General features: G+C 61.0%; 27 protein-coding genes. 8 read left to right on the forward strand and 19 right to left on the reverse strand.

What is annotated here, in order from left to right; translation table 11 throughout:
- Window positions 1-27 precede the first annotated feature (27 nt).
- Window positions 28-414: a MerR family transcriptional regulator gene (locus tag J7S20_RS13330; RefSeq protein ID WP_284054738.1), complete on the reverse strand. Its 387-nt coding sequence runs from the start codon at window positions 412-414 to the stop codon at window positions 28-30.
- A gap of 75 nt (window positions 415-489) precedes the next feature.
- Here J7S20_RS13330 and J7S20_RS13335 point away from each other — a divergent pair, with 75 nt between their 5' ends.
- Window positions 490-1107, forward strand: a complete 618-nt coding sequence (locus tag J7S20_RS13335) for a cation efflux transmembrane domain-containing protein (protein ID WP_284054739.1) — start codon at window positions 490-492, stop codon at window positions 1105-1107.
- Between the two features lie 44 nt (window positions 1108-1151).
- Here J7S20_RS13335 and J7S20_RS13340 read toward each other — a convergent pair whose 3' ends face one another.
- The 18 genes from J7S20_RS13340 to J7S20_RS13425 all read right to left on the reverse strand — a co-directional run bounded on the left by J7S20_RS13340 (window position 1152) and on the right by J7S20_RS13425 (window position 20341).
- Window positions 1152-1631: a hypothetical protein gene (locus J7S20_RS13340; protein WP_284054740.1), complete on the reverse strand. Its 480-nt coding sequence runs from the start codon at window positions 1629-1631 to the stop codon at window positions 1152-1154.
- A gap of 44 nt (window positions 1632-1675) precedes the next feature.
- Window positions 1676-4015 carry a heavy metal translocating P-type ATPase gene (locus J7S20_RS13345; RefSeq protein ID WP_284054741.1) on the reverse strand — a complete coding sequence of 780 codons (2340 nt, stop codon included), beginning with the start codon at window positions 4013-4015 and terminating at the stop codon, window positions 1676-1678.
- Between the two features lie 13 nt (window positions 4016-4028).
- Window positions 4029-5570 (reverse strand): multicopper oxidase family protein, encoded by a 1542-nt coding sequence (locus J7S20_RS13350; RefSeq protein WP_284054742.1) that lies wholly within the window; start codon window positions 5568-5570, stop codon window positions 4029-4031.
- A gap of 58 nt (window positions 5571-5628) precedes the next feature.
- Window positions 5629-5928, reverse strand: coding sequence for a copper-binding protein (locus J7S20_RS13355; RefSeq protein WP_284054743.1), 300 nt, complete (start codon window positions 5926-5928; stop codon window positions 5629-5631).
- Between the two features lie 74 nt (window positions 5929-6002).
- Window positions 6003-9161, reverse strand: coding sequence for an efflux RND transporter permease subunit (locus J7S20_RS13360; protein ID WP_284054744.1), 3159 nt, complete (start codon window positions 9159-9161; stop codon window positions 6003-6005).
- On the reverse strand, window positions 9158-10654 hold the full coding sequence (locus tag J7S20_RS13365) for an efflux RND transporter periplasmic adaptor subunit (protein WP_284055086.1): 1497 nt from the start codon (window positions 10652-10654) through the stop codon (window positions 9158-9160). The genes J7S20_RS13360 and J7S20_RS13365 overlap by 4 nt, the downstream gene beginning before the upstream one ends.
- Before the next feature lie 8 nt (window positions 10655-10662).
- Window positions 10663-11904 carry a TolC family protein gene (locus J7S20_RS13370; protein ID WP_284054745.1) on the reverse strand — a complete coding sequence of 414 codons (1242 nt, stop codon included), beginning with the start codon at window positions 11902-11904 and terminating at the stop codon, window positions 10663-10665.
- A gap of 109 nt (window positions 11905-12013) precedes the next feature.
- Complete coding sequence (locus tag J7S20_RS13375) at window positions 12014-12433, reverse strand: hypothetical protein (RefSeq protein ID WP_284054746.1); 420 nt, start codon at window positions 12431-12433, stop codon at window positions 12014-12016.
- A complete protein-coding gene (locus tag J7S20_RS13380) occupies window positions 12433-13782 on the reverse strand; it encodes an MBL fold metallo-hydrolase (protein ID WP_284054747.1) in 1350 nt (449 codons plus the stop codon). Before J7S20_RS13380 ends, J7S20_RS13375 begins: the two co-directional genes overlap by 1 nt.
- Window positions 13783-13825: 43 nt before the next feature.
- The gene (locus tag J7S20_RS13385; protein ID WP_284054748.1) at window positions 13826-14530 is read right to left on the reverse strand and encodes an NAD(P)-dependent oxidoreductase; all 705 of its coding nucleotides are present in this window, start codon (window positions 14528-14530) and stop codon (window positions 13826-13828) included.
- A gap of 105 nt (window positions 14531-14635) precedes the next feature.
- Complete coding sequence (locus J7S20_RS13390; protein ID WP_284054749.1) at window positions 14636-15124, reverse strand: DUF6692 family protein; 489 nt, start codon at window positions 15122-15124, stop codon at window positions 14636-14638.
- On the reverse strand, window positions 15121-15648 hold the full coding sequence (locus J7S20_RS13395; RefSeq protein ID WP_284054750.1) for a DUF305 domain-containing protein: 528 nt from the start codon (window positions 15646-15648) through the stop codon (window positions 15121-15123). Before J7S20_RS13395 ends, J7S20_RS13390 begins: the two co-directional genes overlap by 4 nt.
- On the reverse strand, window positions 15645-15974 hold the full coding sequence (locus J7S20_RS13400; RefSeq protein WP_284054751.1) for a potassium channel family protein: 330 nt from the start codon (window positions 15972-15974) through the stop codon (window positions 15645-15647). Before J7S20_RS13400 ends, J7S20_RS13395 begins: the two co-directional genes overlap by 4 nt.
- 84 nt (window positions 15975-16058) lie before the next feature.
- Window positions 16059-16819 (reverse strand): IS5 family transposase gene (locus J7S20_RS13405; protein ID WP_284054752.1). Its coding sequence is split into 2 segments (ribosomal slippage): window positions 16059-16483 and window positions 16483-16819, totalling 762 coding nucleotides; the frame shifts between segments, so codons are not numbered across the junction.
- Between the two features lie 283 nt (window positions 16820-17102).
- Window positions 17103-18407, reverse strand: a complete 1305-nt coding sequence (locus tag J7S20_RS13410; RefSeq protein ID WP_284055087.1) for an APC family permease — start codon at window positions 18405-18407, stop codon at window positions 17103-17105.
- 284 nt (window positions 18408-18691) lie between these two features.
- Window positions 18692-18964 carry a hypothetical protein gene (locus J7S20_RS13415; RefSeq protein ID WP_284054753.1) on the reverse strand — a complete coding sequence of 91 codons (273 nt, stop codon included), beginning with the start codon at window positions 18962-18964 and terminating at the stop codon, window positions 18692-18694.
- A 211-nt stretch (window positions 18965-19175) separates the two neighbouring features.
- A complete protein-coding gene (locus J7S20_RS13420) occupies window positions 19176-19640 on the reverse strand; it encodes a DUF411 domain-containing protein (protein WP_029140646.1) in 465 nt (154 codons plus the stop codon).
- On the reverse strand, window positions 19637-20341 hold the full coding sequence (locus tag J7S20_RS13425; protein ID WP_241554610.1) for a class I SAM-dependent methyltransferase: 705 nt from the start codon (window positions 20339-20341) through the stop codon (window positions 19637-19639). The genes J7S20_RS13420 and J7S20_RS13425 overlap by 4 nt, the downstream gene beginning before the upstream one ends.
- Before the next feature lie 133 nt (window positions 20342-20474).
- Here J7S20_RS13425 and J7S20_RS13430 point away from each other — a divergent pair, with 133 nt between their 5' ends.
- The 7 genes from J7S20_RS13430 (at window position 20475) to J7S20_RS13460 (ending at window position 26267) form a co-directional block, all read left to right on the forward strand.
- Window positions 20475-20771 carry a hypothetical protein gene (locus J7S20_RS13430; protein WP_284054754.1) on the forward strand — a complete coding sequence of 99 codons (297 nt, stop codon included), beginning with the start codon at window positions 20475-20477 and terminating at the stop codon, window positions 20769-20771.
- Window positions 20772-20774: 3 nt separating this feature from the next.
- The gene (locus tag J7S20_RS13435; RefSeq protein WP_284054755.1) at window positions 20775-21209 is read left to right on the forward strand and encodes a Spy/CpxP family protein refolding chaperone; all 435 of its coding nucleotides are present in this window, start codon (window positions 20775-20777) and stop codon (window positions 21207-21209) included.
- Window positions 21210-21215: 6 nt separating this feature from the next.
- On the forward strand, window positions 21216-21776 hold the full coding sequence (locus tag J7S20_RS13440) for an RNA polymerase sigma factor (RefSeq protein WP_067674531.1): 561 nt from the start codon (window positions 21216-21218) through the stop codon (window positions 21774-21776).
- Between the two features lie 55 nt (window positions 21777-21831).
- Window positions 21832-23586 (forward strand): copper resistance system multicopper oxidase, encoded by a 1755-nt coding sequence (locus J7S20_RS13445; protein ID WP_284054756.1) that lies wholly within the window; start codon window positions 21832-21834, stop codon window positions 23584-23586.
- Window positions 23583-24788 (forward strand): copper resistance protein B, encoded by a 1206-nt coding sequence (locus tag J7S20_RS13450; protein ID WP_284054757.1) that lies wholly within the window; start codon window positions 23583-23585, stop codon window positions 24786-24788. The genes J7S20_RS13445 and J7S20_RS13450 overlap by 4 nt, the downstream gene beginning before the upstream one ends.
- Before the next feature lie 81 nt (window positions 24789-24869).
- On the forward strand, window positions 24870-25610 hold the full coding sequence (locus J7S20_RS13455) for a DUF4396 domain-containing protein (RefSeq protein WP_284054758.1): 741 nt from the start codon (window positions 24870-24872) through the stop codon (window positions 25608-25610).
- A 21-nt stretch (window positions 25611-25631) separates the two neighbouring features.
- The gene (locus J7S20_RS13460) at window positions 25632-26267 is read left to right on the forward strand and encodes a hypothetical protein (protein WP_284054759.1); all 636 of its coding nucleotides are present in this window, start codon (window positions 25632-25634) and stop codon (window positions 26265-26267) included.
- Window positions 26268-26467 lie beyond the last annotated feature (200 nt).

The raw sequence follows: 26467 nt of genomic DNA on the forward strand, positions 1-26467 counted from the left end.
GAGATAAGCGGCGTTGCCGGATGTTGCTTACTTGGCCAATGCCTCGATAATCCTGCAATCGCTGATCCTCTCCCGATCGCAACTTGCGATCATTCGGGCCAACTCAGTGCGCATATCTTCTAGAGCTTCCAGTTTGCTTTCGACCTTACCTAGCTGGGATCGCGCGATAGCATCGACTTTTGCGCAGGGGCGATCGGCATCTTCCGAAAGATCGAGGAGTTCTCGGATATCCGCCATAGAAAAACCGAGCTCTCGCGCCCGGCGGATAAATGTCAATTTCGTCGCTTCGGCTGGTCCGTAATCGCGATAGTTGGATCCGGTTCGGGGTGGGGGGCTTAGAATGCCTTCGCGCTCGTAGAAGCGGATCGTCTCCGCCTTGACGCCCGTTTTGCGCGCCACTTCACCAATTCTCATATCGTCAATCCCAATCGCTTGACCTTGTAGTGGCTACAAGGTGCATAGGCTCTCTCGAAACCAGGAGTCGAGCGGATGGCGAAGAATTGCTGCGATGCTGCCGATGTCGGCGACGCCCATAATGATCCCAGATGGCGCCGGGTCCTGTGGGTGGCCCTCGCTCTCAACGCCATTATGTTCGCTATCGAAATCGTGGCCGGAATAGCCGCAGATTCGCGCGCGCTGCAGGCCGATGCACTCGATTTTCTTGGCGATTCAGCCAATTACGCCATCAGCCTCGGAGTTGCCGGAATGGCGATTGCATGGCGCGCACGCGCGGCGCTCGCGAAAGCCGCCACTATGCTAGGCTTTGGCCTCTGGGTCCTTGGTTCGGCTATCTGGGGTTTTTTTGTGGGCGCCTCACCCGATGCCGGCACGATGGGAATAGTCGGTTTTCTTGCGCTCGCAGTCAACCTCGCGGTCGCGGCAATGCTCTTTCGGTATCGAACCGGGGATGCAAACATGCGCTCGGTGTGGATCTGTTCGCGCAACGACGCGATCGGAAACTTAGCAGTACTCGCGGCCGCGGTCGGTGTTTTCGGGACGGGCGCGGCATGGCCTGATCTGGCTGTCGCCTCACTGATGGCAGGGCTGGCCGTCTGGGGCGCCGCCGAAGTTTTTGCGCAGGCGCGCGGGGAGATCAGATCCGCGTGAGGTCGACCTTTGTCCTGATAATCATTGATCCAGAGGGCCTGTCGCTATCGCGCGGGTCCGGTTCCCATTCGCCGCGCAAGCCACAAAGTCGCTGAAGGAACTACAATCCACATCAGCATGGGGACTAGGCCAATGTCGGTCCCCGGCAGCACAGGCATGCTCTCGCTATACGTCCATCCCCAATCGGCTCCGACCGCCAGGACTTCGACGATAGCCGTTATCACGAGGCCAGTCGCAAGATAGGCGGCGAAGCGCCAAGCCTCGAACCGGGTCAACCACGGACATTGTCGATTGCCGATCGAGGCGACCAGATAAGCCCCAACCATGATACCGGCATCGCCGAGCGACGCCAAGCCGCAACGACGGGCGGCCTCGGCGGGCGACAGACCGGCTGACTGGTAGAAGGGAAGCTGGAGCATTTCCCAGGCGAAAGCGATGAGAATTCCGAATATCGCGATCCAGAGCGCTGGATGAGCACCGCGCCATTCGCGCGATTTCTCAGAGATTTGGTTTTGATCCTGCATCGTCTAATCCGTCACTCTTGCCATCTCCGTCCCGTGCCCATCGCTCAAGTATCGAATTTGGGAAGAGCGAGGCCGCGCAGCCGGAGGGCGTTGCCGATGACCGAAACCGAAGAAAGGCTCATCGCCGCGGCCGCGATCATCGGGTTCAAGAGCAACCCGGTCCACGGATAGAGAACACCTGCGGCGACCGGTATGCCGAGCGCGTTATAGGCAAAGGCAAAGAACAGGTTCTGCCTGATGTTGCGCATAGTCGCCCGAGACAAGACGAGCGCCTGAACAACGCCGATGAGGTCGCCGCGCACCAATGTCACGCCCGCGCTTTCGATCGCGACATCGGTACCCGTTCCCATCGCGATCCCGACATGCGAAGCGGCGAGCGCGGGTGCGTCGTTTATGCCGTCGCCGGCCATAGCGACCCGGCGACCCTCGCTCTTCAACTGCTCGATCTTGCGATGTTTGTCCTCGGGCGAGACGTTCGCTTCGACTTCGTCGATACCGACCTGGCTTGCTACCGCACGCGCGGTGGCTTCGCTGTCACCGGTAAGCATCACGATTTTGATGCCGCGCTCATGCAGCGCGGCAATAGCGGAGCGGCTGGTTTCCTTGATCGGATCGGCGACAGCGATAAGGCCTGCCGGTGCCCCGTCCACGGCCACGAACATCACCGTCTGTCCGAGGCTTCGCCCCTCATTGGCCGAGGACCGCCAGCTTTCTTCGAGCGCCCCTATGCGCTCCATCATCTTTTCATTCCCGATCGCGACCCGGCGCTTGTCGACATTTGCCTGGATACCTTCTCCGGTCACGGACTCGATATCGGAAGCGTCGAGAATTGCAGCGCCCCTGCTTTGAGCCCCTTCGACTATCGCGTGGGCGAGCGGATGCTCGCTTCCTCTCTCAACAGCAGCGACAAGGCTCAGCAACTCCTGTTCGTCAAAGCCAGGCCGCGGTTTTACGTCGACAAGATCGGGCTTGCCCCGGGTCAGCGTTCCGGTCTTGTCGACGACCAGCGTATCGATCTTTTCCAGCGTTTCGAGCGCTTCGGCGTTCTTGATCAGGATGCCGTGCTGGGCTCCCTTGCCGGTGCCGGTCATGATCGACATCGGCGTCGCCAGTCCGAGCGCGCAGGGACAGGCGATGATCAGAACGGCGACCGCGTTGACGAGCGCGTAGGCAAGAGCTGGAGCCGGTCCCCAGATAGCCCAGACGAAAAAACTTACGATAGCGACAAGGACGACGATGGGCACGAACCATCCGGTGACCTGGTCGGCGAGCCGCTGGATCGGTGCCCGGCTGCGCTGTGCCTCCGCCACCATCTGCACGATCTTCGAGAGCATAGTGTCCGCGCCGACCTGCGTCGCGCGCATGGTGAAGCTGCCGGTCTGGTTGACAGTGCCTCCGATCACGGGATCGCCCGCGCTTTTCTTGACGGGAATGGGCTCGCCACTGATCATGGACTCGTCGATGGCGCTGCTTCCATCTTCGAGCGTGCCATCGACGGGGACCTTGTCGCCCGGACGCACGCGCAGCAGGTCCCCAGACGCCAATTCATCGAGCGGTACTTCGCGCTCGTCTCCGCGACCGAAAATCTTCATCGCGGTCGGGGGTGCGAGTTCGAGAAGCGCTCGCAAGGCGCTCGATGTCGAACCGCGCGCCTTGAGTTCCAGGACCTGCCCGAGCAGCACGAGGGTCGTGATAACCGCTGCGGCCTCGTAGTAGACGCCGACCCGGCCCGCATGATCGCGGAAAGCCTCGGGGAAAATGTCCGGGGCGAGGGTGGCCAAAAGGCTGAACAGATAAGCGATGGCAACGCCGAAGCCGATCAGGGTGAACATGTTGAGGTTCATGGTCCGGACCGATTGCAGCGCTCGGGTGAAGAAGGGCCAGCCGCCCCAAAGCACCACCGGAGTGGCCAGCAGGAGCTGCAACCACTGCGCGAAAGCGGGTTCGATGACCTGATCGAACGGTCGCGACGGGATCATGTCGCCCATCGCGTAGGCGAAAAGAGGCAGGGTGAAGAGCGCGCTCCACCAGAACCTTCGCCGCATGTCGACGAGTTCGGGATCGGGGCCCTCGTTCAAGGTGACCGTTTCAGGTTCGAGGGCCATCCCGCATATCGGGCAAGAGCCCGGCCCCGGCTGCCGGATCTCCGGATGCATCGGACAGGTGTATATCGTACCTTCCGGGACATCCTCGACAGCATCGAGGTGCGCCTTCGAAAGATACATCTCCGGATCCGCGCGGAACTTGTCGAGGCAGCGCGAGGAGCAGAAGTAATGGTCGCCACTCTCGTGTCGATCGACGAAGCGGGCGCCGTCCATCTTCACGCTCATTCCGCAAACGGGGTCGGTCGCCGTGCCCTCGATCGTATTGTGCCCGTCGCTCATCTGTCGTTCTCCCCTAATTGGCCGTGACCACGAACTGCCCCATCATGCCTGCGTCCTCGTGCTCGAGGATATGACAATGATACATGTAGGGATTGTCGGGATCGGTATTCTCTTCAAACCGCAACAGCAGCCTGACCTGTTCACGCGGGTTGACGATAACGGTGTCCTTGAAGCCCGCCTCTTCCGCCCGCGGAGGCCGACCGTCCCGGTCGAGCAAGCGGAACTGCACGTTATGAATATGAAAGGGATGGGCCATCATCGATGCGTTGGCGATTTCCCATATTTCCCACCGACCCACCGGTACGTGCTGATTGATGACATCCATGTTCATGGTCTCGCCGTTGATCGACATGCCCCGACCCATCATGCCCATATCGAGTACGAAACGGCGGCTGCGAACGGCGAGCGAGGGGTCTGGCGCGGCTAGCGCGGCCAGGGTGGGCGGGAGCATCACTGGAGTCGACGCGCCTGAGGGGCGCATATCGAGGATCGAAAAGGTGCGCCCCTGCCTCTCGCGATCGGCCCGGTTTCCCATCATTCCGCCGCCCATCATACCCCCGCCTTGCCCGCCCATCATGCCCATGGCGTTAGCAGGGCTGCTGGCAATCAGCCGGAGCGGGCGCCCTTCGGAAAGATCGACGATCACTTGTGCGCGTTCGCCTGGGGCAAGGGTAAGACTGCGAACCTCGCTTGGCGCGGCAAGCAGGCCGCCATCGCTTGCGATGAGTTGCATCGGACGATCACCTTCGAGCGAGAAGGTGTAGAACCGCGCATTCGATCCATTGAGAAGCCGCAGGCGCAGCGGACCGGCGGCGGCCTCGAAAACGGCATTGGCCGTTCCGTTCACATAGATGCGCTCACCCATCACCCCCATCATCCGCGAGTGCATATCGAGCGGGTAAACAAGGCGGCCCGCGCCGTCGATCACGCGATCCTGCACGACGAGCGGTATGTCATCTACACCGTACCGGCTCGGCAGATCGAGGCGATCGTCTTCCTCGTCGCGCACGTAGATCGGGGCTGCAAGTCCGGCATAGACCTGCGGTCCGGCCCGGCGATGCAGATGCGAATGATACCAGTATAGCGAAGCGCGCTGGCGTATTTCGAAGGACGGGCTCCAGCGCTCACCGGGCCGTATGAGCTGGTGCGGCCCGCCATCCGCTGTGGCGGGAAGTTCGAAACCATGCCAGTGGACGGTCGCATCTTCGGCAAGCTTGTTGTCGATGTGAAAGCGAACCTGTTCGCCGCTGCGCATTTCGAGGGTCGGCCCGAGATAGGATGCGTCGATACCGATCGTCGGAGACGGAGTGCCGGGCACGAATTCTTTCTCGCCGGGTGTCAGGGACAGGCGAAAGACACGCTCGCCCCGTTCGATCGTTCCTGCCTGTAGCCGAGGTATGGCAAGAGGATTGCTTTCGCCTCCCTGATCGAGCGACATCCTGCTTTGCGTACCGCAACCCAGCAGCGGCAGCGCCGCGAAACCCGTCGCCGCGAGGCCGGCGCTCTTGATGAAGTCGCGGCGATTCTGAAAGTTGGGGCTGTCGATACCGGGCATATTCACCTGTTTTTGCGTGGGAGGCACCGGCGCAACCGAGCGCCTCCCACCCATCATGCTATCGCGGCGTTACCGAGGTAACGACGCTGCCTTCGGTTCCAGTACGAAATTCAAAGGCTATTCCCTCACCGACAATGACCTGTTCGAGGATTTGTTCGTCGGCTTCGAAGGCCATGGTCATCGCCGGCCATCCGATACTTTCGACCGGACCATGCTCGATGGTCACGGTGCCCGCCTCGGGATCGATGGCTGTTACCGTTCCCTCCGCGCTGGCGCTCTGCTCGCCGCCGGTCTCCTCCGCCATCGGCATTTCGCCTGACATGGGCATACTGTCCGAGTTCGCCATCTCGTCAGACATCGGGGTCCCGGTGCTGTCGTCTGCAGCGTCGCAAGCTGCAAGCGCCAGCGGTGCCGCGAGCAGGATTATGTAGGTTAGGGTACGCATTCTTCTTCTCCTTGAGAATTGGCCGGTTTTTCCGGACGGGGGCGCCGCAACAACAGATAAGCGGCGGGAAGCAGGAACATGGACAGGAGCGGGGCGGTGATCATGCCGCCGACCATCGGCGCGGCGATGCGGCTCATGACTTCCGAGCCCGCGCCCGTGCCGATCAGGATCGGAAAGAGACCGGCAAGGATGACTGCGACGGTCATCGCCTTGGGCCGCACGCGCAGGAGCGCGCCTTCCCGGATGGCCTCGTCTACTTCTTCGGCGCCCAGGTCAGCTTGTCGCCGTTCCAGTGCGGCTTTCAGGTAGATCAGCATCACGACGCCGAATTCGGCGGAGACGCCGGCAAGCGCGATGAAGCCGACCGCAGTCGCCACCGACTGGTTGTAGCCCATCAGATAGAGCAACCAGTATCCGCCCGTCAGCGCGAAGGGCAGCGTGCCCATGATCAGCAAGGCTTCGTCCCAGCGCCGGAAAATGAGATAGAGCAGCAGGAAGATGATCGCGAGCGTCGCGGGAACCACGATCTTCAGTCGCTCATAGGCGCGCGTCAGATATTCGAACTGCCCCGCATAGGACAGGCTGACGCCGGCAGGAAGATCGACACCCGCGGCGACGACCTCCTGCAGATCGGCGACCACCGAAGTAAGATCGCGGCCCCGGACGTCGACGTAGATGTAGCTGGTCAGTCGGCCCTGTTCGCTCTTGAGCATGGGCGGACCGTCGCTGACGGCGATACGGGCGACAGTGCCAAGCGTGATCTGTTGGCCGGACGGCGTCAGAACCGGCAAGGCCCTGAGTTCATCGACGCTGTCCCTGATTTCGCGGGGATAGCGCACATTGATCGGATAGCGCGCCAGCCCCTCGACGGTCCGTGCGACATTGGCGCCGCCTATTGCACCAGAGACGATCTGCTGGATGTCGGCAATGTTGAGCCCGTATCGCGCGGCAGCCATCCGGTCGATATCGACATCGACATAGCGACCGCCCGACAGCCGCTCGGCCAGCGCGGAACCCACGCCAGGCACGGTCTTGGCGATACGCTCCACATCGAGTGCAACGCGTTCGAGTTGATCGAGATCGTCGCCTGAAACCTTCACCCCGATCGGGCTCTTGATCCCGGTCGCGAGCATGTCGATCCGGTTGCGGATCGGGGGCACCCAGACATTGGCGAGGCCCGGCACCTGGACGACCCGGTCGAGTTCCTCGACCAGCAGCTCGGGCGTCATTCCCTCGCGCCACTCCTCGCGCGGCTTGAAGCGGATCGTCGTCTCGAACATTGTCAGGGGAGCCGGATCCGTGGCTGTATCGGCGCGCCCCGCTTTGCCGAACACCGTTTCCACTTCCGGAACCGACTTGATCAGCCTGTCGGTGCGTTGCAGCAGCGCCGAAGCCTCGCCGGGGGAAAGCCCGGGCAATGCACTCGGCATATAAAGCAAATCGCCTTCATCGAGCGGCGGGAGGAACTCGCCGCCAAGCCGGGTGAAGGGGATCGCGGTGGTTAGGAAGATCACCGCCGCGATCGCCAGCGTCGCTTTGGGGCGCCGCATGACCCAATCGAGTCCCGGGCGGTAGATTTTCGTCAGCCAGCGGTTGAGAAAATTGGAATCCTCCGAAGGGATCTTCCCACGGATCAGCCAACCCATCATTACCGGCACCAGCGTTACCGAGAGAATGGCTGCGGCAGCCATCGCATAGGTCTTGGTGAAAGCGAGCGGTGCAAACAACCGCCCTTCCTGCGCCTGCAGGGTGAAGACCGGCAGGAATGACAGCGTGATGATCAGCAGGCTGAAGAATAGCGCCGGTCCCACTTCCTTCGATGCATCGGCGATGATCCGCCAGCGTTCCTTCACCGCGAGCACGGAATCGGGATTCTCGTGTTCCCATCGCTCGAGATGCTTGTGCGCGTTCTCGATCATCACGACGGCAGCATCGACCATCGCACCGACCGCGATCGCGATTCCACCCAGCGACATGATATTGGCATTAACGCCCTGCAAGCGCATCACGATGAAGGCCGCGAGCACGCCCAAAGGCAGGGTGATGATGGCGACTAGTGCCGAACGCGCGTGCCAGAGGAACAGCGCGCATACGAGCGCCACGACGATAAACTCTTCGATGAGCTTCGTGGTGAGGTTCTCTATAGACGCATCGATGAGCTGAGAGCGATCATAGGCCGTGACGATCTCGACGCCTTCGGGAAGGCTTGCCTGCAATTCGTCGAGTTTCTGTTCGACGGCCTGTATGGCGCTTCTTGCATCCGCACCCTGACGCAGGACGATGATGCCGCCGGCAACCTCGCCTTCGCCATTGAGCTCGGCGATGCCTCGGCGCAGTTCGGGTCCGACCTCGATCGTCGCTACGTCGCCCAGCGTGACCGGAACGCCGCCGCTCACCGCGCGCAGCGGGATCGCCCTGAAATCGTCGAGGTCGCCGAGATAACCCGAGGCACGCACCATATATTCGGCTTCGCCCATCTCGACGATCGAGCCGCCCGCTTCCTGGTTGGCGGACTGGATTGCGCTCACGATCTCGGCGTGGGTCACCCCCAGCGATGCCATCCGGTAAGGCTCGAGCACGACCTGGTATTGCTTGACCATTCCGCCGACGCTGGCGACCTCGGCAATGCCGGGAATCGTCTTGAGCTCATAGCGCAGGAACCAGTCCTGCAGGCTGCGCAGTCCGGCAAGGTCGTGCCCGCCGGTCCGGTCGACGAGCGCATATTCGTAGATCCACCCCACCCCGGTTGCATCGGGTCCCAGCGTGCTCGTCACGCCATCGGGTAGGCGGTTCTGCACCTGGTTGAGATATTCGAGCACGCGCGATCGCGCCCAGTAGAGGTCGGTACCGTCCTCGAAGATGATATAGACATAGCTGTCACCGAACATCGAATAGCCGCGGACGGTTTTCGCCCCCGGCACCGAGAGCATGGTCGTTGCCAGGGGATAGGTGACCTGGTCCTCGACGATCCGGGGGGCCTGCCCCGGATAGTTCGACCGGACCACGACCTGCACATCGGAGAGATCGGGCAACGCGTCGACCGGCGTCGTGCGTACCGCCCAGAAACCGGCCAGCGTTACCGCGACGGCGGCGAGAACGATAAACAGGCGGTTGGCGATCGAGGCATCGATTATCCGAGCAATCATTGTCCGGCCCTCGTGATAGACTCGATCCGGGGGCCGGCATCCTGCTGGGTGAAGGTGAAGCGCACCCTGTCTCCCGTCTCGAGCCCGCGCATTTGCGCCGCGCTCTTCGTGCGGAAGGTCATGGTCATCGCGGGCCAATCGAGCCGGGGCACAGGACCGTGCCGCAGCGTCACCGAACCATTGGCGATCGACTGGATCGTGCCGGTGGCACCGAAGGTCGCTGGTTCGTCCTCGCCGCCGGTGGAAGCGTCATCTGCCTGATCGACCGGACGGACGTCCAGTCCGGTGAGGCTTGCTTCGGAATCGAGCAGGAACTGACCCGATGTCACGACCTGCTCGCCTGCCGACAGACCGGCCAGCACTTCGGTCCTTCCACCCGCTTCGCGGCCGATCCGGACCTCGGCGGGCATGAAACCGCCCTCGTCCTGCTTCACCATCACGATGGTTCGACGTCCGGTCCTGATAACCGCTTCGGACGGTACCAGCAGCGCGCGGCGTGTGTCCGGGGTCAGCGAGACCTGTGCGAACATGCCCGGCTTGAGGCGCCCGGATGCATTGGGCAGTTGCGCACGAACGGTGATCGTACGGCTTGCATCCTGCGCGCTCGGCAGGATAGCGATGATGGGCCCGGAGAAGCGTTCCTCGGGGAATGCGGTCAGCGTCGCGCTGACAGGTTGCCCGACGCGTACATTCGCCGCCTGCGTTTCAGGCACCGCGGCTTCGAGCCAGATCGGTGAGAAACCGGTTATCTCGGCGAGCGTCTGTCCGGCCATGACTGTCATCCCCGGTCGCACGCCGAGCGATGTGATGGCACCTCCAATCGGCGCGGTAACGGTGATCGTGGACTGCGGACGTCCACTGCGCCCTACCGATGAGATCAGGCCTGGAGGCATGCCCAAAAGGCGCATGCGTTCGCGCATGGCCTGCGCAAGTTCTTCATCACCGCTGTTCAGGACGGCCAGATACTCCTGCTGCGCTCCGCCCCATTCGGGAACCAGGATATCCGCGAGCGGAGCGCCCCGTCCAACGACATCGTCGGGTGCGCGGCCGTAGGTTCTTTGGACATAGCCTCCGGCACGTGGCTGGACAATCGCAACGTCGCGTTCGTTGTAGGCCAGAACGCCTGTGACGGTTACTTCCGGTTCGAGGACGCCGTACTCGACTTCAGTGGTGCGGATGCCGAAATTCTGCACCAGGCCGGGATCTATCCTGACGCCCGCGGTGGCCTCCTCGCCCGCGCACTTGGGCACCAGCTGCATATCCATGAAGGGTGACTTGCCCGGCTCGTCGAAGTGCTGCCCCGGCACCATCGGGTCGTACCAGTAAAGGACCTCCTCGCATTCGGTCGCACTGCCGCCCGCGTTGCTCGCACCACCCTGGCCTTCACCGAGCTGCGAGAGACCATAGCCGGCGGCAAGACTGATGAGCGCGACCGTGCCTGCCATCGTCCAGGATTTCTGGCGCGGCGATAGCCTGTCCCACGCGGCTCCCATTGCGGCTCTCATCGGCCATACTCCCCATAGGTCAGTCGCAGGTTCGCGGCGGCTTCGACGGTCGCCTCCTCGCGTTGCAGAATGTCCACCCGCAGCACGGCAAGCGTTTTGATGGCGTCGATGACATCGACCAGTTCGGCCCGGCCCGCGGCAAAGCTCGCGCGCTCGAGGTCCACGCGGCTTTCGGCAAGGGGAAGCAATTCGTCCGTCGCGCGCTGCCATTGTCGATAAGCGCTGCGCCAGGCGGCGAGATCGGTCTCGAACTGGGCTTTGAGTTCACGCAGCCGGTCGGCCCTGGCCGATTGCGCCGCAGCCGCCTCGGCTTCGGCGGCGGCTATACGCGGATTCTGGCGCCGGTCGGCGAAAATCGGGAGCGTGATCGAACCCATCACCGAGATTGCATCGCCAAAATCGGGATCGCGCCGTCCATAGCTCACATTGACGCCGAAATCCGGACGCCTTTCCGATCGCGCAAGATCGCTTCTCGCTTCCGCTTGGCGGACCTGCGCAAGCGCCACGACAAGCTCCGGATTGCTTTGGAGCATGGCCCGCAAACCTTCGGGATCGAGATCGGTCGAAGGGATGGTTCCGGTCGCGGTAGCGTTCGGCAGAGCCGTATAGCGCGACAGCATGGCCTGAGCGGCCTCTCGGTCGGCTTCGATCCTGGTCCGCATGTCTGCGACTTCGAGCACGGCACGGCGTACTTCCAGACTTTCGGCGGGTCTGGCCGAACCGGCGGCGACAGAACTGCGGGCGAGTGGTACGAGCCTCTCGATTTCAGCGAGTGCATCGTCGGCGACGGTCAGAGACCGCTGGGCATAAGCCAACGAAATCCATGCCATTCCTGCTCCGACGCGTACCCTGTAACGGGTTTGACGCAATTGTGCTGCGGCAAGGTCGATGTCGGCGTCCGCCATTCCGAACCGGGCCCGACGTTTCGCGAGATTGGGGATCTCCTGTTCGATGCCGACTTGGATCTGCGTTGGGAGCTGGCGACCCAGCTCGAACGCAGCCGGCCCGCTTACCGGCAGGTTCTGGATGCCCGCGCGAAGGCGCGGGTCTGGCAGTTCATCGGCAGCGTCGGCGATCTCGCGCCGGGCGTCCAGTCGCAGTTCACTTGTGCGAACCTGGGGCTGGTCACTCGTTGCTGCTCGCAAAGCTTCTTCATAGCCCACCGACTGGGCATTACTCGCCGGCGCGAGGGCCAGCAGGACCGGAAGCGCGGTCCAGGCTATTCGTTTCATGATCATTCATCCGCAAAAGGAGCGCGTCAGGCACGCGTTCCGGATCACCGGCTCGCGTCAAGCGCAGGCCGTTCATCCAGAGGCAGGAGCGCGCAGGCTTAAGCCTGCACGCGGGTCATGCCGGAAATTGCGGAGGTGGCGGCTCTGGCCCCAGTCCTGTGGCTGCGAGCGAATTGAAGATCAAACCGCTGAATTGAGCAGCCTGCGCCGGTCTTTCTCCGACCAGGGTCGCATCACCCCCTGGAACGAGGGGCGGGATGCAGCCGAATGCCACGAGACAATCCAGCCGAAGGTTCTTGCAAGGCACGCCGTCATGATCGTCCATGGATGCTGCGCCCGCCATCATCTCCATCTCGGCGCAGGCCGGTTTGCCTGCATCGAGCCCCTGAGGCAGGGCAGATGCATGCGCTGCCGACTGGACGAACAGCCCGCAAGCGATCAGTAACAGTCCAAGGGAGCGCAAGACTCGCATAAAAAGGGCGTAAAGCTTTGAGGAGCGCAAGACAAGGACCTCCAGTCCGGTGCGCTGGGTCATCACGACGCGTGCTGCCAGGCACCCATCGAGCCCAGATATACGTCGAGCTTTTCGAATCCTTTGCTTTGCAGCCAGCCCGCAGCCACACTGGCACGCATGCCACTGGCGCACATGACGGTATAGGCGCGTTCGCGATCGAGCTCGGCGAAGCGGGAATTGAGCTCGCCCACGTAGATGTGGTCCGATCCCTCGATCGCGCCGCTGCGCCGCTCATCGAGGTCACGCACATCGAGCAAGGTCCAGTCGTCGCGCTTGCGCTCGAGACGATCCTGAACCTCGCTCGTCCCGATCATCGGAAGGCTCGCCATCTTCATTCCTTGCGCTGCAGCCGGCACGATACCGACATAGCCGCCGACGATCGAATCGAGCCCGATCCTCACAAGGTGCGTCATGGCCGAAGCCAGCTGGTCTTCCGCCGATCCGACGAGGGCGATTGTTTCACCCTCCCTGATGAACCAGCCCGCAAACGCCGAGATCATGCCGACCGGAAGGCATATCGAACCAGGCAGATGCCCGCTTGCGTATGCAAGCGGATCCCGCACGTCGACGACATGATCGGCGTCGATTTCGCGAATGTCCGAGAGCATGAGACGTTTTGGTCGCAGGATCCGTGGCGCAGGAGATGTTCCCTCGACATTCAGGCGTTCCATCAGCCTGAAATAAGGCGGTTGGTAATGATGCTCGGCGAGCTTCGCCTCGATGAATTCCTCGCGATCGGCGATCTGCAGCCGCGGATTATTGCGACGTTCGTGGCCTATGGTCGAGAATTCGCGGTCCGCCATTCCCGAACCGCAGACCGAGCCTGCTCCATGCGCGGGGTAGATGATCGTCTGGTCACCCAGACCGCAAATCTTTTGCAATGAATCGTACAGGAGGCCCGCGACCTCCCGCGCGCGCTCGGGATAGAAATCTGTGCGTCCGACGTCGCCCACGAAGAGCGCATCGCCGGTGAACACGCCGATCGGTCCTTCGGGAAAATCGTCGTCATGGAGGACGAAGGCGAGATGATCGTCGGTGTGACCGGGAGTTTCGAGCACCGAAATCCGCAACTTCCCGATCTCGAAAACGTCGCCCTCTCGCGCGGTGTCGGCGAAAACAATCTCGTCCGCAGGGTTTGGACCGTGCAGAACGCGGGCACCGGTCATTTTGGCCAATACCGGCGATCCCGTGATGAGATCCTCATTCCTGTGCGTTTCGAAGATATGCGTGATCTGCAACCCTTCGGCGCGGGCACGCTCGACATAAATCTCGCAGTCCCGGCGCGGATCGATGACCGCTGCCTTGCCCTGCGAACCAATCAGATAGGAAAGGTGGGAGAGGCCGGGGGTCTTTATCTTCTCGAGCAGCATGTTTTGCCTCGTTGTTGGAGTGTTTCCGTGAGACCGCGTCGATCTAGTCGATCCCGAGTTCGGCTTTGAGTGCCGAGACATTCTCGAAGCGGTCTGCTTCTGGCCGGGCGATAGCGGGCTTGGCGTTGACCCAGGTGTTCTCACAGACGAATTCGAGCATGGCTGCCGCGAGGTCGGCGTGCCTGCAACGAAAGCAACCCTCGGCAAGACGCTCGTCGGTAATGACGGCTTCACCCGTATAGGGTTCGTCGAGGAGCCAGCCCGGTCGCGCAGACGTCCAATTCAGGCCTTTCGCGCGCTCCAGAAGATCTTCCATGGCGCGCATCTGTTCGAGAATATTGTGCAAGGCTGGTCTTGCCGTGAGCTCGAACCATGCAGGAACGCTGGGCTGCGGCTCTACAAACGCCGCCGATATCACGACGATCCGGGAAATGCCGGTCGTCGACATCGCTTCCACCAGCTTGCGGGTTCCCTCCGTATAAAGCGGAGGCGGATCGATCGCCGTGGATGGACTAAACCCTATACCGAGTGCGGAAATGACCGCACGGCAACCTTCGAGCTCGCTGCTGAAGTCGTCGTTGAGTACATCGCACTGGAAGTACTCGACATTATCGACCCGGTCCGATGGTTCGGGCAAGGTGTGCTCGAACGCTCGAACTTCGATGCCCTTGTGAACCGCATGGCGCAGTATTTCCGTGCCGGTCTTTCCTCCGGCACCGAAGACCGCAAGAGGGGCTGCATCGGTCACAGGCTCAGCTTCCACTTTCGTACCTCATTGTGAATTCGGCCGCGCGTGCCGGGCCGATCGTGATCAAGGAGCGGGCACCGGAGGCCGGTGCCCGCTCGCTCGTCTTCACGCCTCGCTGTTGCCGCAGGTCGTGTAACCCCAGAACCCGAACTCGTCCTTCATCCGGGGTCCGGCTACGATGAGTTCCTGCATCTGCAGGCCCGCATCTCCTTCGTCATCGAGGAGACGCGTACGGATACGAAGCTCACCATTCGCATACTCACCCGAGGCGCTTGCCGTGACAGGGATCAGTTTGCCATTGATCTTGATCGCGCCGCGACCGCTGTTGTCGTAGACGAACGACGGAAACGCGACCTCGGTCAGGCGAAACTGGCACGTGTTCTCGGCTCCCAGCGCGGTGAGGTCCGCGTCGCTCATCGTCTCGGGCAGCATCAGTCCGGGGCTGAGATTGGCAAGTGCGCTCGCAGCGCTCTCTATCGGCGCCGCCGTTGCCGGAGGATCGAGCTGTGCTTCGCGATCATTGCCGACCGCGGTATTGGTGTTGCAGGCCGCCAGCGGAAGGGCTGCAAGCGTCAAAATCGCGATCTTGTTCATTGCTGCATCTCCTCGGGCAGGCGTTCTTCGGTGCGCAGACCGTTCTCCTCGATGTCCTGGATGAGATATTTCATCTCGGCGATCTCACGCCGCTGGGCGACGATGATGGCCTGCGCGAGTTCGCGGACACGCGGATCCTTCAGGCTCGCCCTCTCGCTGGTCATGATCGCGATCGAGTGGTGCGGAATCATTGCGGCCATGTATTCGGTGTCGTCGACCGTGGTCTGGCTGCGTACGAGCCATAGCGCGAGCGCGAAGACAATCGCTCCGACGCCCAGGATGATGAAGTTCTTGGTCCGGTCCTTGTACATGCCCCACATGAAGAGCAGCATGACGACCATCATCATCGCGCCCATGACGAACATCATCCAGAAGCGCGTTTCGCTCCAGAACACGTCGTCCATGTCGAAGCTGTTGGCATACATCAGGAAGAACATGATCACGGTCGAGGTCGATACCATGGCCATGAACCGCCAGTAGTTGCCGCCCCCTCCCTTGTCCGAGTGGGATGTACTTTCAGTCATGCGTTTTCTCCTTCCTTCATCATGGTCCAGAACAGTTGTGCCGAGCAGCTGATGAGCGCGAAGCCGGTCAAGGCTTCGACGCCGGCAATGACGCGCAGGTGCTCGGTCGGGTAGATGTCGCCGAGTCCCAGCGTGGTCACGTTGATCAGCGAGAAATAGAAGTAGTCCATCGCACACATCGCCGGCGTCTTGTCGAACCCGCCGAGGTCCAACTCCGCACCAAGCCAGAAACCGGCAGCGAAGAGTGTCGCGACAAGCAGGTGCGATGCCAGGACAAGAAGCGCGACGCCAAGCTTGGCCGAGAAATTGCGGCGTGTGTCGAGCATGCGATGCCCCACACCGAGAATCGACAGATGCGCACCGACCGAGGCCAGAAAAAGTGCAATGGCGAGAATTAGGGCGTAGACTCATTATCCAGCGCACCAGATGCGAGCGCATATGAGCTTCACGGCGGCGAGGTAGTTTTCGGGACACTTGTCGTAGCGGGTGGCGATGCCTCGGAAGTGTTTGATGCGATTGAAGAAGCGTTCGACGAGATTGCGCTGGCGATAGATCCAGCCCGAGAAGGCGAAGCGCTGCTTGCGGTTGGATCGTGCCGGGATGTTGGCCCAGACATTCTTGCGGGCGGCAGCCTCCCGGATGGCGTTGCTGTCGTAGCCTTTGTCGCCGAGCAGTGTCGCGCCTTCGGGTACAGCCTCGAGCAGGGCTTCGGCTTCTTGGCTGTCGTGAACCTGGCCTCCGGTCAGGCGCAGGGCGACGGGACGACCGTCAGCGTCAACGAGGGCATGGATTTTGCTCGTGAGACCGCCTCGGGAACGTCCCATGCCGCGATCTCCAGTTCCCCTTTTTTACCCGTCGCACCGTGCTGGTGGACGCGGACGCAACTGGAATCGATCATCACGATCTCACCCGCAAAAGCGGCGGAGACCGCGGCGAGCAGCCGGTCCCACACCCCGGCTTTGCGCCAACGGACGAACCGGTTATAGCAGGTCGTGGAAGGTCCATAGCGTTCGGGTATCTCCGCCCATGGCGAGCCGGTGCGGAAACGCCAAAGGATGCCGTTCAAAACCCGTCGGTCATCAACTCGGGGAACGCCACGAGGCTTGTTGGGCAGCAGCGGCTCGATGATCGCCCATTCCCCATCCGTGAGTTCGTAACGCCGCCGTGCCATCAAGCCTCCATTGCAATGGAAAGCCTGAATCACGTGAGCCGAAAAACCTCAAGCCAGCTTGGGAAATTACGTCTTAGTGTTCGCATTGGCCGTCTCTCCACGCGCCACCGCTATCAGGCAGGCATCTTGAGCTACCCACGGTGAAAACCAAAGGAATGCCAAGAGCGCGACAATCGCAACGCCCAGCGCCAGTACCGCCCGCTTCCACGTGATGTGCATACCCCCTCATATCACGCGCCAAATCCGCCGCCAGATTTTATGAGTTTACGACCTAGTACGGCGATCATCGATGATCTCCATCGTGTGTGGCGGGCATTTCACGCAGCGCGGGATTCCGACGGAGATAGAACCATTCGGCTCCGAACACTGCGGCGATGCCTGCGACCGCATAGGCGACGACCGCAGGGTCGGTTTCGAGCTTGGCGAGGGCAAAAGCTGTCAGGACTACGCCGTCTGCCACCAGGGCCGACCAAAGGATCCAGGCGCGCGCGCCTATCTCTTCCCGCAAACCGCGCAGCACGCCCCAATGTACAAGCATGTCCATTACGAGATAGAAGAACGCTCCGAGCGAGGCGATCCGCGAAAGATCGAACAGGACCGCGAGCGTGCCTGCGACAACAACGGTATAGACCAACATGTGACTGCGGATCGGTCCGCTCATGCCAAAATGGCTATGCGGGATCATCTTCATCTCGGTCAGCATGGTCAGCATACGCGAAACGGCGAAAACGCTGGCGATGACACCCGAGGTCGTGGCGGCGATGGCGATTGCCACTGTGAAATAGAAGCCAAGCTCTCCGAGCGCGGGACGCGCAGCCGCCGCAAGCGAATAATCGCGCGCCTCAGCTATTTCTGACGTGCTGAGGCTGGCACCGACCGCCGCCGCGACAAGCAGGTAGACGACCACGCATATTGCGATCGAGATGATTATGGTTCGACCGACATTCCGGTGCGGATTGATGATTTCACCGCCACTGTTGGTGATGGTGGTGAAACCTTTGAAAGCAAGGATCGAGAAGGCGACCGACGCGAGCAGCGCGTCGAGGCCCGAAAGCGCGACCGGCTCTGAGAAGGCACCGTCCGAAAATCCGCTGGCCCAGATCGCCGCAATCGCGAACAGGGCGATGCCGCCGATCTTGATCGCCGACATAATGAGCGAAAATCCGCTGACCGATTTGTTGCCGGCCGCATTCACGAAATAGGCGAAGACGATGAGCGCCAGTGCCGCGACGGAAACCAGAATGCCGCTGCTCTCGAGCCCAAAGGGCCGCAAGGCATAGGTCGCGAAGGTCCGAGCGACCAGGCTTTCGTTGATGACCATCGACAGCGCCATCAGGAGCGATGCCGATGCTGCAACAACACCCGGTCCGTAGGCCTTCTGAAGAATCATCGCGATGCCGCCAGAGGAGGGCCAGCGGTTCGACATCTTGATGTAGCTGTAGGCGGCTAGGGATGTGACCAGGGCGCCGACTATGAAAGAAAGCGGAAATAGCGGTCCAGCCAGTTCGGCAATCTGGCCGGTCAGTGCGAAAATACCAGCGCCGATCATGACGCCGGTTCCCATTGCGACACCGCCAAGCAGCGTTATCGATCCAGCACTCTTCCCATGTTGATCGTTGCCATCTGTCTGCAAGTCTTTCCCCTGTCGATGTCCTCCCGTCCGAGAAACATCACGACAAGCAGTACGTTGCGAAGCGGCTCACCCCTCAAAAAATTTTCTGGCGGGGCATGAGCCATCCTTGGGCTGGCCCCGGAATCGCGTTGAGCTATCGATTTCCGGCGGCGCGCTCTTTCTTCCTGCAGCGATGCCGATGGCGGCGCGTCAAGGCACGGCCGTCCACGCTAAGTGCGCCTAATATTCAGCGCGTCAAATCAGGAAAACCGGGCCTGGAAAAACCGGTGCAGCGGGACCGCGATGAGTGCGATGTACCAGCCGTAGAGAAAACTGCCCACCGCTCCTGCGAGAAATCCCGACAGGGTCAGCCATTCGAACCATGGCAGCAACGGAGCCCAGGCTTGGTGCATGTGAAACCGCTCGGGTGCAAGCGCCCCGAAAGCAATGCATAGGAGGTAGCTGACAAGCAGGAACACGCTGAGCGTCCAGCCCCATGCGAATATCGAGTTCTTGATTGATCCTTTTACCATCGCATTTCTCCCACTTCGTGCGTCCTAAAATTATGCAAACGGAAGGGTCCGGGACCGTCGGGGCAGCCGGCCCCGGACCCAGCGGGATGATCGACAGGCATCTTAGCGCCCGTCCCGGTGTCCCGGGCTTCTGTGTTGTTCCCGCGCGATTGTTCTTCAACGAGACATCGCCCTTATTTCTCGCGCGGCCACTGGCGTCAGTTCCTTACAATCACCGATAAGATGCGAAGACGCTCTGTCCGGTCGGACCAAAGGCGATGACCTCATAGGGCTGGATCCGGTTTCCGGCCTCCATGCCGGGCGATCCCAGAGGCATTCCCGGAACCGCTAGACCGGCAACGCCGTCGGGCCGCTCGCGCAAAAGTCGGGCGACGGCTTCGGCGGGCACGTGACCTTCGATGATGTATCCATCGACCTCCATCGTGTGGCACGACCACAATTCTTCCGGTACGCCGCGCGCTGTCTTGATCGCCGCCATGTCGTTGCTATCGACCGATGCCACCTTCGCGTTCATCCCATCTTCAAGATGGCCTGCCCAGTTGAGACAGCATCCACATCCGGGGTCCCTGAACATCGTATAGGTCGCTGCCTGAGCCACGTTCGAACAGGCTGCCAGCACGAGCAAGGCCGCGCCGCTAACCGATCGCCGGAACAGGGCAGGCTTTTTCCAGATCATTGTGCAATTCCTTTCTTGTATCCGCGCCATAGCGAGATCGTCCCGGTCACCGTCGGGAACCGGTGGAGCAGGCATGGCTCGGTGAAGATTTCGGCGAACAGTTTTTCGACCTCGCCGTCGGCGCTGGGCTGCGTGTCGCTTACGCCGTCAAGCGACTGGACGGTCGCCCGGAAGAGGCTCCGCATGAGTGGGCTATCCTGCTTCATATAATCGGCGATCAAGACGGTTCCGCCTGGCACGAGCAAGCTTTCGATGGTTTCCAGGATTGCCTGCTTCTTGCGCAAGGGAACCTGGTGAAGGACGAGGCTGCTGACGATCTTGTTCGGCCGCCACCCTGCGGGCAGCTCGAGGCTTTCGAGAAAGCCATTGTGCCATTTCACGAGATCGGCTCCCGCGCCAAACTTGCGCCGCGCAAGCGCAAGCGCCTCCTGGTCGGGTTCGACACCGATCAGACCCGCTTCCGGACAATCCGTCATCAAAGCCTTGAGAAGAGTGCCGGTTCCGCTGCCAACATCGATCACCCGGTCGCCGGGGACAAGGTGCAGTTCTTCGACAATCCTTTGTCGCCAGAGATGTTCGCGGGTGAACAGACCGATCGCCCGGTCGTAAAGGGGCGTCAGAAAGCTCTTGCCAAGAAGAGGCGTAAATTCGCCGTGATCTTCAGGTGCGGTGATATTGTTCACGAGCTGGTTCCCATTCATCCCGGGTTCGACCCGATTCTGACAGACCCGTCTCGGTTACGTATGGCGGTGGACATTCCCTCAAAAAAAGAAGTTTAAGGGATTGTGCAGGCGAGCGCGTATAGGACACGTGCGACCCACAGGAGTTTTTCGGATGCGTGACAATCACTCTCTTGATGCGGTGCTCGGAACGCTTTCCGCCACCGCCGCCAACGAGGTCCCAGCCGACTTCATGGATGGCGTTTGGCAGCGCGCCGGACAGCTTGGCGAAATCGCCGACCGACGCCGCCGGACGGCCCTTTTCGTCGGTCTGTTCGTCGTCGGGCTTGGAGCTGGCGCCGGAACGAGCGGTTGGCCCGGCGGCTATGGCACGTCTTCCGCGTCATTTGGCGAGGGTCTTATCCTCGGCGAACAGCTGTCCCCATCGGCGCTCCTCCATGTGGAGCAATAGGGTTTGAAGACGACGCATATCGTTCTCGCGGTGCTTCTCGCAGCACTTGCAGGATGCCTCGGCGCGATTGCCGCGGATCGCTGGGCCAGTCACGAGGCCGGCTCCGGCCTCCACGATTTCGTGCACGACGAGCTCACCCTGACGGCCGACCAGGAGCAGCGTCTCGATGCGCTCGAGGCCCGTTTCGCTGTCGAAAGGGCACGGCTCGAAGGATCGGCGCGCGTAGCCAATGCCCGGCTCGCCCAGGCGATGGAAAACGAGCATGAATACGGCCCCGAGGTCTCGGCCGCGATCGACGAGGTGCATGCACGCATGGGCGATCTGCAGAAAGCAACGGTGCGCCATGTCTTCGACATGCGCGAAATTCTCGAACCCGATCAGCAACGCCAGTTCGACCGCAAGGTCTCCGACGCCCTGACCCGCGACCCGCGCGACTGAAGCGCCATGTCGGGGGCGGGCGACAATCCGGACGAGGCCCTTGTCTCGCAGGCAAGGGCCGGAAGCAAGCGGGCTTTCAGCAAGCTCGTCGAGCATGAAACGGGTCGGCTTCTCGCGCTCGCGACACGCATGCTTTCCTCTCCTTCTCAGGCGGAGGACGTTGTTCAGGACAGCCTCGCTTCGGTGTGGCTGACGCGCCATCGGCTCGATCCGGACAAGCCGATCGGACCCTATCTGACAACCGTCGTCCTCAACCGCTGCCGGGACCGTTTGCGCAGGCGCAAGGTCGCGGGCTTTTTCGGACTGTCGGGCGATGACGAACTCCATTCCATCGCCGACGATTTGCCGGGTCCTGAAACGTCGGCCGTTTCCAGGGAAGAGCTCAATCTCGTTCAGGCCGAGATCGCGCGAATGCCCGTAAGGCTGCGCGAAGCCCTCGTGCTCGTGACCATTGAGGGGCGTAGCCAGGCCGAGGCGGCCGATCTTCTCGGAACGACCGAAAAGGCGATCGAAACGCGCGTATACCGCGCGCGCAACAGACTGAAGGAGCGCTTCGAAAAACTTTGAGGGGTTGGACGGGAGGGCGCGTAGTAGATAGTATACGTTTTTCAGGAGCACAAGTATGATCACCGTTAATCGACGCAAACTTCTTGGGGCAGGAGCTACCGGAATGGGTCTGCTGGGCCTGGCCGGTGTCGTTCCGGCTTGGGCTCGCGGTGGTGACCTGCTGTCCGGGGTTGCACGCAAGGGCTTTGATGAGGTGAGCGGCTCCAACATAGACCTGACAGTTGCCCGCTCGGCTTTCTCCACTGGCAACAAGCGAGGCGGCGCGATTGCCGTCAATGGGAGCATCCCGGGACCGCTCCTCCGCCTGCGTGAGGGAACCACCGTCCGCCTCAACGTTCACAACCAGCTGGAGGAAGATACCTCGATCCATTGGCACGGGCTCCTGGTCCCCTTCCAGCTCGATGGCGTCCCGGGCGTAAGCTTTCCCGGCATCAAGCCGGGCGAGACCTTCACCGCCGAATTCCCGGTGCGGCAGTCGGGCACCTACTGGTGGCACTCGCATAGCGGACTGCAGGAACAGGCGGGTCATTACGGTCCGATCGTAGTCGATCCTGCGGTCCCCGATCCGGTGCAGGCAGACCGTGAATATATCGTGGTGCTGAGCGAATTCAGCGAGACAGATCCAAATGTGCTCTACGAAAAATTGAAAAAGAGTGCTGATTATTTCAACTACGAGCAACCAACATGGACGGATGACTACCCGCTTAGTGGAGCGCAGAGAAGGAATTGGGCAAGGATGCGAATGTCGCCCGTTGATATATTAGACATTACGGGATCCACGTTCACTTATCTCATCAATGGCCACGGACCGGCGGACAATCTTGAATTCAACTTCCAGCCCGGCGAACGCGTTCGATTGCGTTTCATAAACTCTGGCGCCGCCACCTATTTCAACATCCGTATACCCGGCCTCCCTATGACCGTGGTTCAGGCCGATGGGCAAAATGTCGAGCCGGTCGAAGTGGATGAATTCCAGATAGGCATTGCAGAAACTTACGATGTGATTGTGACCCCGGACAATGACGCCGCTTACACGCTGGTGGCGGAGTCGATGGACCGCTCGGGCATGGGTATCGCTACGCTTGCGAGCGCACCCGGCGCGCGCGCAGCGATTCCACCGCTACGCGACCCACCGTTGCTGACCATGGCAGATATGGGCATGGGCGGCATGGCCGGTATGGCTGGTATGGGGGGCGGCTCAGAAAGCATGCCCGGAAATTCGAGCGGCCAAGGAGCGGCCCGGCCGGGAATGCGCGATACGTCCAGATTGCCAGCGGATGTCGAGGTGGGTCCGGGGCTTGCAATGGTGTCAGCGAACCCTGTCGACCGCACCGGAGACCCAGGCGTTGGCCTTTCCGATGTCCCGCACCGAACACTCGATTATCGCAAACTGCGCTCACTCACCCCCAATGTTGACCGACGGACTCCCTCGCGGCGGATGGAAATCCATCTAACCAGCAATATGGAGCGCTACATGTGGTCCTTCGACGGCAAGAAGTTCTCAGCCGTCTCCGACGAGCCGATCCGCTTCGCCTATAACGAGCGCGTACGGGTGAAGCTGATCAACGACACGATGATGACCCACCCGATCCATTTGCACGGGCATTTCTTTGAACTGGTCAATGGCGCACCTGCGGATCGCCAACCGCTCAAGCACACGGTTAACGTGCAGCCCGGCGGTAGTGTGGAATTCGACCTGACGGCAGACGAGCCGGGCGACTGGGCCTTCCACTGCCACATTCTCTATCATATGGTCGCGGGGATGTTTCAGATCGTCTCGGTTGCCAATCCGGTCGGAGAAGGCGCATGAAAACCGCTGTTGCAAGCCTGCTCGCATCGGTCGCAGTCAGCACAGTTCTCGCCTCCCCCGCGGCGGCGCAGCATGCCGGTCATTCGCTGGCGGAACCGCAGCAGAGTGCTGACGCCAAGACAAAGTGCGAGGAAGAAGTCGCGCGCCATCGCGCTATGGGGCATCCGGTAACAGATGGAGCATGCGAACCGGCTGCTCAGCCTGAAGCCGCCATGGACCACTCCAAGATGGGTCACATGGCCATGGATCACGGCTCAATGCCGCAGGGCAGGCCTGCCGAAGGCGCGATCGATCATTCGCAGATGAACCACGGCGATATGGGGCAGTCTGAAACCGACACCTCGTCGATGGACAATGGGCAGATGGATCACAGCCAGATGAACCATGGGCAGACGGGCTCACAGGTCATGCAGGGGATGGACCATTCGGCGATGCAGATGGGCTCGAATGCCGATATCCCGCTCCTTCCGCCTCCGCCCGAAGCCGGGAGCGGCCCCGCCCGTGCGGCGGTCTCTATCTGGGGTGAGCAAGCCATGGCCGAAGCCCGCCAAGAACTCATCCGCGAGACCAACGGAGGGACTCGTTTCTGGTTCCAGGGCGACCGGTTCGAGTATCAGGCCCGCAAAGGCGCGGATGGGTATTTTTGGGAAATCCAGGGCTATTACGGCGGCGATATCGACAAGTTCTGGTTCCGCTCGGAGGGCGAAGGTGTCTTCGGCAACAAAGTGGAGAAAGCCGAAGTTCAAGGGCTGTGGAGCCATGCCATCGCACCCTTCTTCGATTTTCAGGCAGGTATCCGGCAGGACCTTACAGGACCGGAGCGGACCTATGCGGTGGTCGGCTTCCAGGGGCTTGCTCCCTACAAATTCGAGGTGACCGGAGCGGCGTTTGTTTCGAACACCGGCGACTTGACCGCGCGGCTCGAAGGCGAACTCGACCAAAAGATTACGCAGCGCCTGATCCTGCAGCCGCGTGCCGAGATCAATCTATCGGCACAGGACGTGCCCGAACTGGGAATAGGTGCCGGAATCGACCGGTTCGAAACCGGAATTCGCCTGCGCTACGAGTTTGCCCGTGAATTTGCACCATATGTCGGCATATCGCAGGGATGGCGTCTCGGCAGAAGCGCGGATTTTGCGCGGGCCGCCGGAGAGGATCCGAGCGTCACCAATTATGTCGTCGGCATAAGGTTCTGGTTCTGAAGGCTTTTTTGGGGGATCGAACGGCATGAGTACGATAAGTAAGAATCAGCAAGGTCGTATCCACAAAGAAGGCGCCGTTGCATGGCTATGATCGACTGGTTGGCAAACCATCTGGTGTTTCTGGCTACACCGACATTCGCTATCTCCTGGTTTGTTTTGGCTGCTTTCAGCGCCGTATTTATCGTATTCGACGTAATCGGAGCAAATCGTGGGCTAAATGCACCTTTAAAGGTCGTATGGCCGATCATCGTGATTTTCTTTTCTGTGGTGGGCCTGGCAATGTACCTTGCGACATCAAGGCCACCCGGCATTGGCCGAGTTCACGGTCAGGAGCCGAAGATGGAGCGTCTTACCGAATTTTCTCGGCCGAGATGGCGCAAGGTCGTCGCGTCCGCGACTCATTGTGTTGGCGGCGATGGTCTCGGGATCATGACTGCGATGGTCTATGCGAGGCTCAACAATTTCAGCTTCTGGTCGGAGTTCTGGTTCGAATACCTCGTGGGCTACCTATTTGGCTGGTTCGTTTTTCAGGTCTGGGCAATGCGGATGCATGACAACGGTTGGCTGATGGCGCTCTGGAAAGGTGGTCGAGCCGAGTTTTTCTCGATGATCACCGTTATGGTTGGAATGGGCCTGGTCATGCGTTTTGTGACGCCTGCAACTGTCGGCGCAGAGCCGTTGCCCGATACCTACGCGTTCTGGACGTTCGGCGCCCTCGGCCTGATGGTCGGTTTTGCGTTTACCTATCCGATGAACTGGTGGCTGGTCGCGATTGGCTGGAAGCATGGGCAAGGACACGAAAGCATGCGGGACAATAGATGACGCGCGCAAGGAGTGGGACAAATGAAACTTATGCAAACGGTCAGCGCAGCAGTATTAGTGATGCTAGGTTCTGCCGCCGGTCTTGCGCAAGAGCGTGGTGGCAGCGGGATTGCGCCTTCATCGGCATCGGAACCAACAGAGGATCCTGTTGAGCTCGGTGGCGCTTTGTCAAAGCTCGAGCGCAGCTCAGCAGCTGCACTGGCCACCGGCGGGAAGAGGCGCAAGTCCATGGAGATGCTCGATGGCGCCCATCGTTTGGCTGCCATTCTGAAAGATGCAGGGTATCCGGGCGGAGCTGAACGGTTCCGTCGAATGTCGCAGGCACGGCACATGGTCCAGATTGGTCGCCCGAGCAATGCGGTCGGTATACTGCGTGACGATGCGCGGCGTTCACTGGGTTCGGGTACTTCGACCACAAGAAAACAGATCGAGCAAGCGGACTCTGGCAAGCTTGTCATAGACCTCGAAGGGCGCGAGGTCGGGAGAATCGAGAGTATCGATTTGAGCACGCGCGAGGTCATAGAAAAGAAGGGCGGCGTCCTAAATCTGTTTGGTTTCTGGGATTACGGCAATCGGTTGCAGCGCCGACAGCCTCGCTGCTTTGTCCCCGGTAAGGAATATGTCGTTGATCTCTGCAGCCGCGTGGGTGCAAATTAGTTCATCTGCTCGACGGATTGGGTAGTTCGCTTCAACCCAGGGGCCCGCTCTCGCGACTGAAATCATGATGCCGTTCTGCACGCTGTGCAGTGCCAAGAGACGAAAGCGCGCAAAGAGCGCAATCGTGCCGGCATCGGACGTGGTCCCGCGGGCGCATTTCTGACGCGTTGCTACAATCAAATTAATGTGAGGGGCACCCG

The sequence above is a fragment of the Stakelama marina genome (genome assembly GCF_018122655.1).
Taxonomy (GTDB): domain Bacteria; phylum Pseudomonadota; class Alphaproteobacteria; order Sphingomonadales; family Sphingomonadaceae; genus Sphingomonas; species Sphingomonas marina.

Bases quoted from the DNA above. Each gene is read 5' to 3' on its own strand.
- J7S20_RS13375 (WP_284054746.1), bottom strand. From the start codon at position 12,433: ATGACCCAGCGCACCGGACTGGAGGTCCTTGTCTTGCGCTCCTCAAAG.
- J7S20_RS13355 (WP_284054743.1), bottom strand. From the start codon at position 5,928: ATGTCTGACGAGATGGCGAACTCGGACAGTATGCCCATGTCAGGCGAA.
- J7S20_RS13455 (WP_284054758.1), top strand. From the start codon at position 24,870: ATGGCTATGATCGACTGGTTGGCAAACCATCTGGTGTTTCTGGCTACA.
- J7S20_RS13420 (WP_029140646.1), bottom strand. From the start codon at position 19,640: ATGATCTGGAAAAAGCCTGCCCTGTTCCGGCGATCGGTTAGCGGCGCG.
- J7S20_RS13440 (WP_067674531.1), top strand. From the start codon at position 21,216: ATGTCGGGGGCGGGCGACAATCCGGACGAGGCCCTTGTCTCGCAGGCA.
- J7S20_RS13395 (WP_284054750.1), bottom strand. From the start codon at position 15,648: ATGACTGAAAGTACATCCCACTCGGACAAGGGAGGGGGCGGCAACTAC.
- J7S20_RS13330 (WP_284054738.1), bottom strand. From the start codon at position 414: ATGAGAATTGGTGAAGTGGCGCGCAAAACGGGCGTCAAGGCGGAGACG.
- J7S20_RS13335 (WP_284054739.1), top strand. From the start codon at position 490: ATGGCGAAGAATTGCTGCGATGCTGCCGATGTCGGCGACGCCCATAAT.
- J7S20_RS13450 (WP_284054757.1), top strand. From the start codon at position 23,583: ATGAAAACCGCTGTTGCAAGCCTGCTCGCATCGGTCGCAGTCAGCACA.
- J7S20_RS13415 (WP_284054753.1), bottom strand. From the start codon at position 18,964: ATGGTAAAAGGATCAATCAAGAACTCGATATTCGCATGGGGCTGGACG.
- J7S20_RS13425 (WP_241554610.1), bottom strand. From the start codon at position 20,341: ATGAATGGGAACCAGCTCGTGAACAATATCACCGCACCTGAAGATCAC.
- J7S20_RS13460 (WP_284054759.1), top strand. From the start codon at position 25,632: ATGAAACTTATGCAAACGGTCAGCGCAGCAGTATTAGTGATGCTAGGT.
- J7S20_RS13350 (WP_284054742.1), bottom strand. From the start codon at position 5,570: ATGCCCGGTATCGACAGCCCCAACTTTCAGAATCGCCGCGACTTCATC.
- J7S20_RS13390 (WP_284054749.1), bottom strand. From the start codon at position 15,124: ATGAACAAGATCGCGATTTTGACGCTTGCAGCCCTTCCGCTGGCGGCC.
- J7S20_RS13400 (WP_284054751.1), bottom strand. From the start codon at position 15,974: ATGCTCGACACACGCCGCAATTTCTCGGCCAAGCTTGGCGTCGCGCTT.
- J7S20_RS13445 (WP_284054756.1), top strand. From the start codon at position 21,832: ATGATCACCGTTAATCGACGCAAACTTCTTGGGGCAGGAGCTACCGGA.
- J7S20_RS13380 (WP_284054747.1), bottom strand. From the start codon at position 13,782: ATGCTGCTCGAGAAGATAAAGACCCCCGGCCTCTCCCACCTTTCCTAT.
- J7S20_RS13360 (WP_284054744.1), bottom strand. From the start codon at position 9,161: ATGATTGCTCGGATAATCGATGCCTCGATCGCCAACCGCCTGTTTATC.
- J7S20_RS13365 (WP_284055086.1), bottom strand. From the start codon at position 10,654: ATGGGAGCCGCGTGGGACAGGCTATCGCCGCGCCAGAAATCCTGGACG.
- J7S20_RS13370 (WP_284054745.1), bottom strand. From the start codon at position 11,904: ATGATCATGAAACGAATAGCCTGGACCGCGCTTCCGGTCCTGCTGGCC.
- J7S20_RS13340 (WP_284054740.1), bottom strand. From the start codon at position 1,631: ATGCAGGATCAAAACCAAATCTCTGAGAAATCGCGCGAATGGCGCGGT.
- J7S20_RS13430 (WP_284054754.1), top strand. From the start codon at position 20,475: ATGCGTGACAATCACTCTCTTGATGCGGTGCTCGGAACGCTTTCCGCC.
- J7S20_RS13345 (WP_284054741.1), bottom strand. From the start codon at position 4,015: ATGAGCGACGGGCACAATACGATCGAGGGCACGGCGACCGACCCCGTT.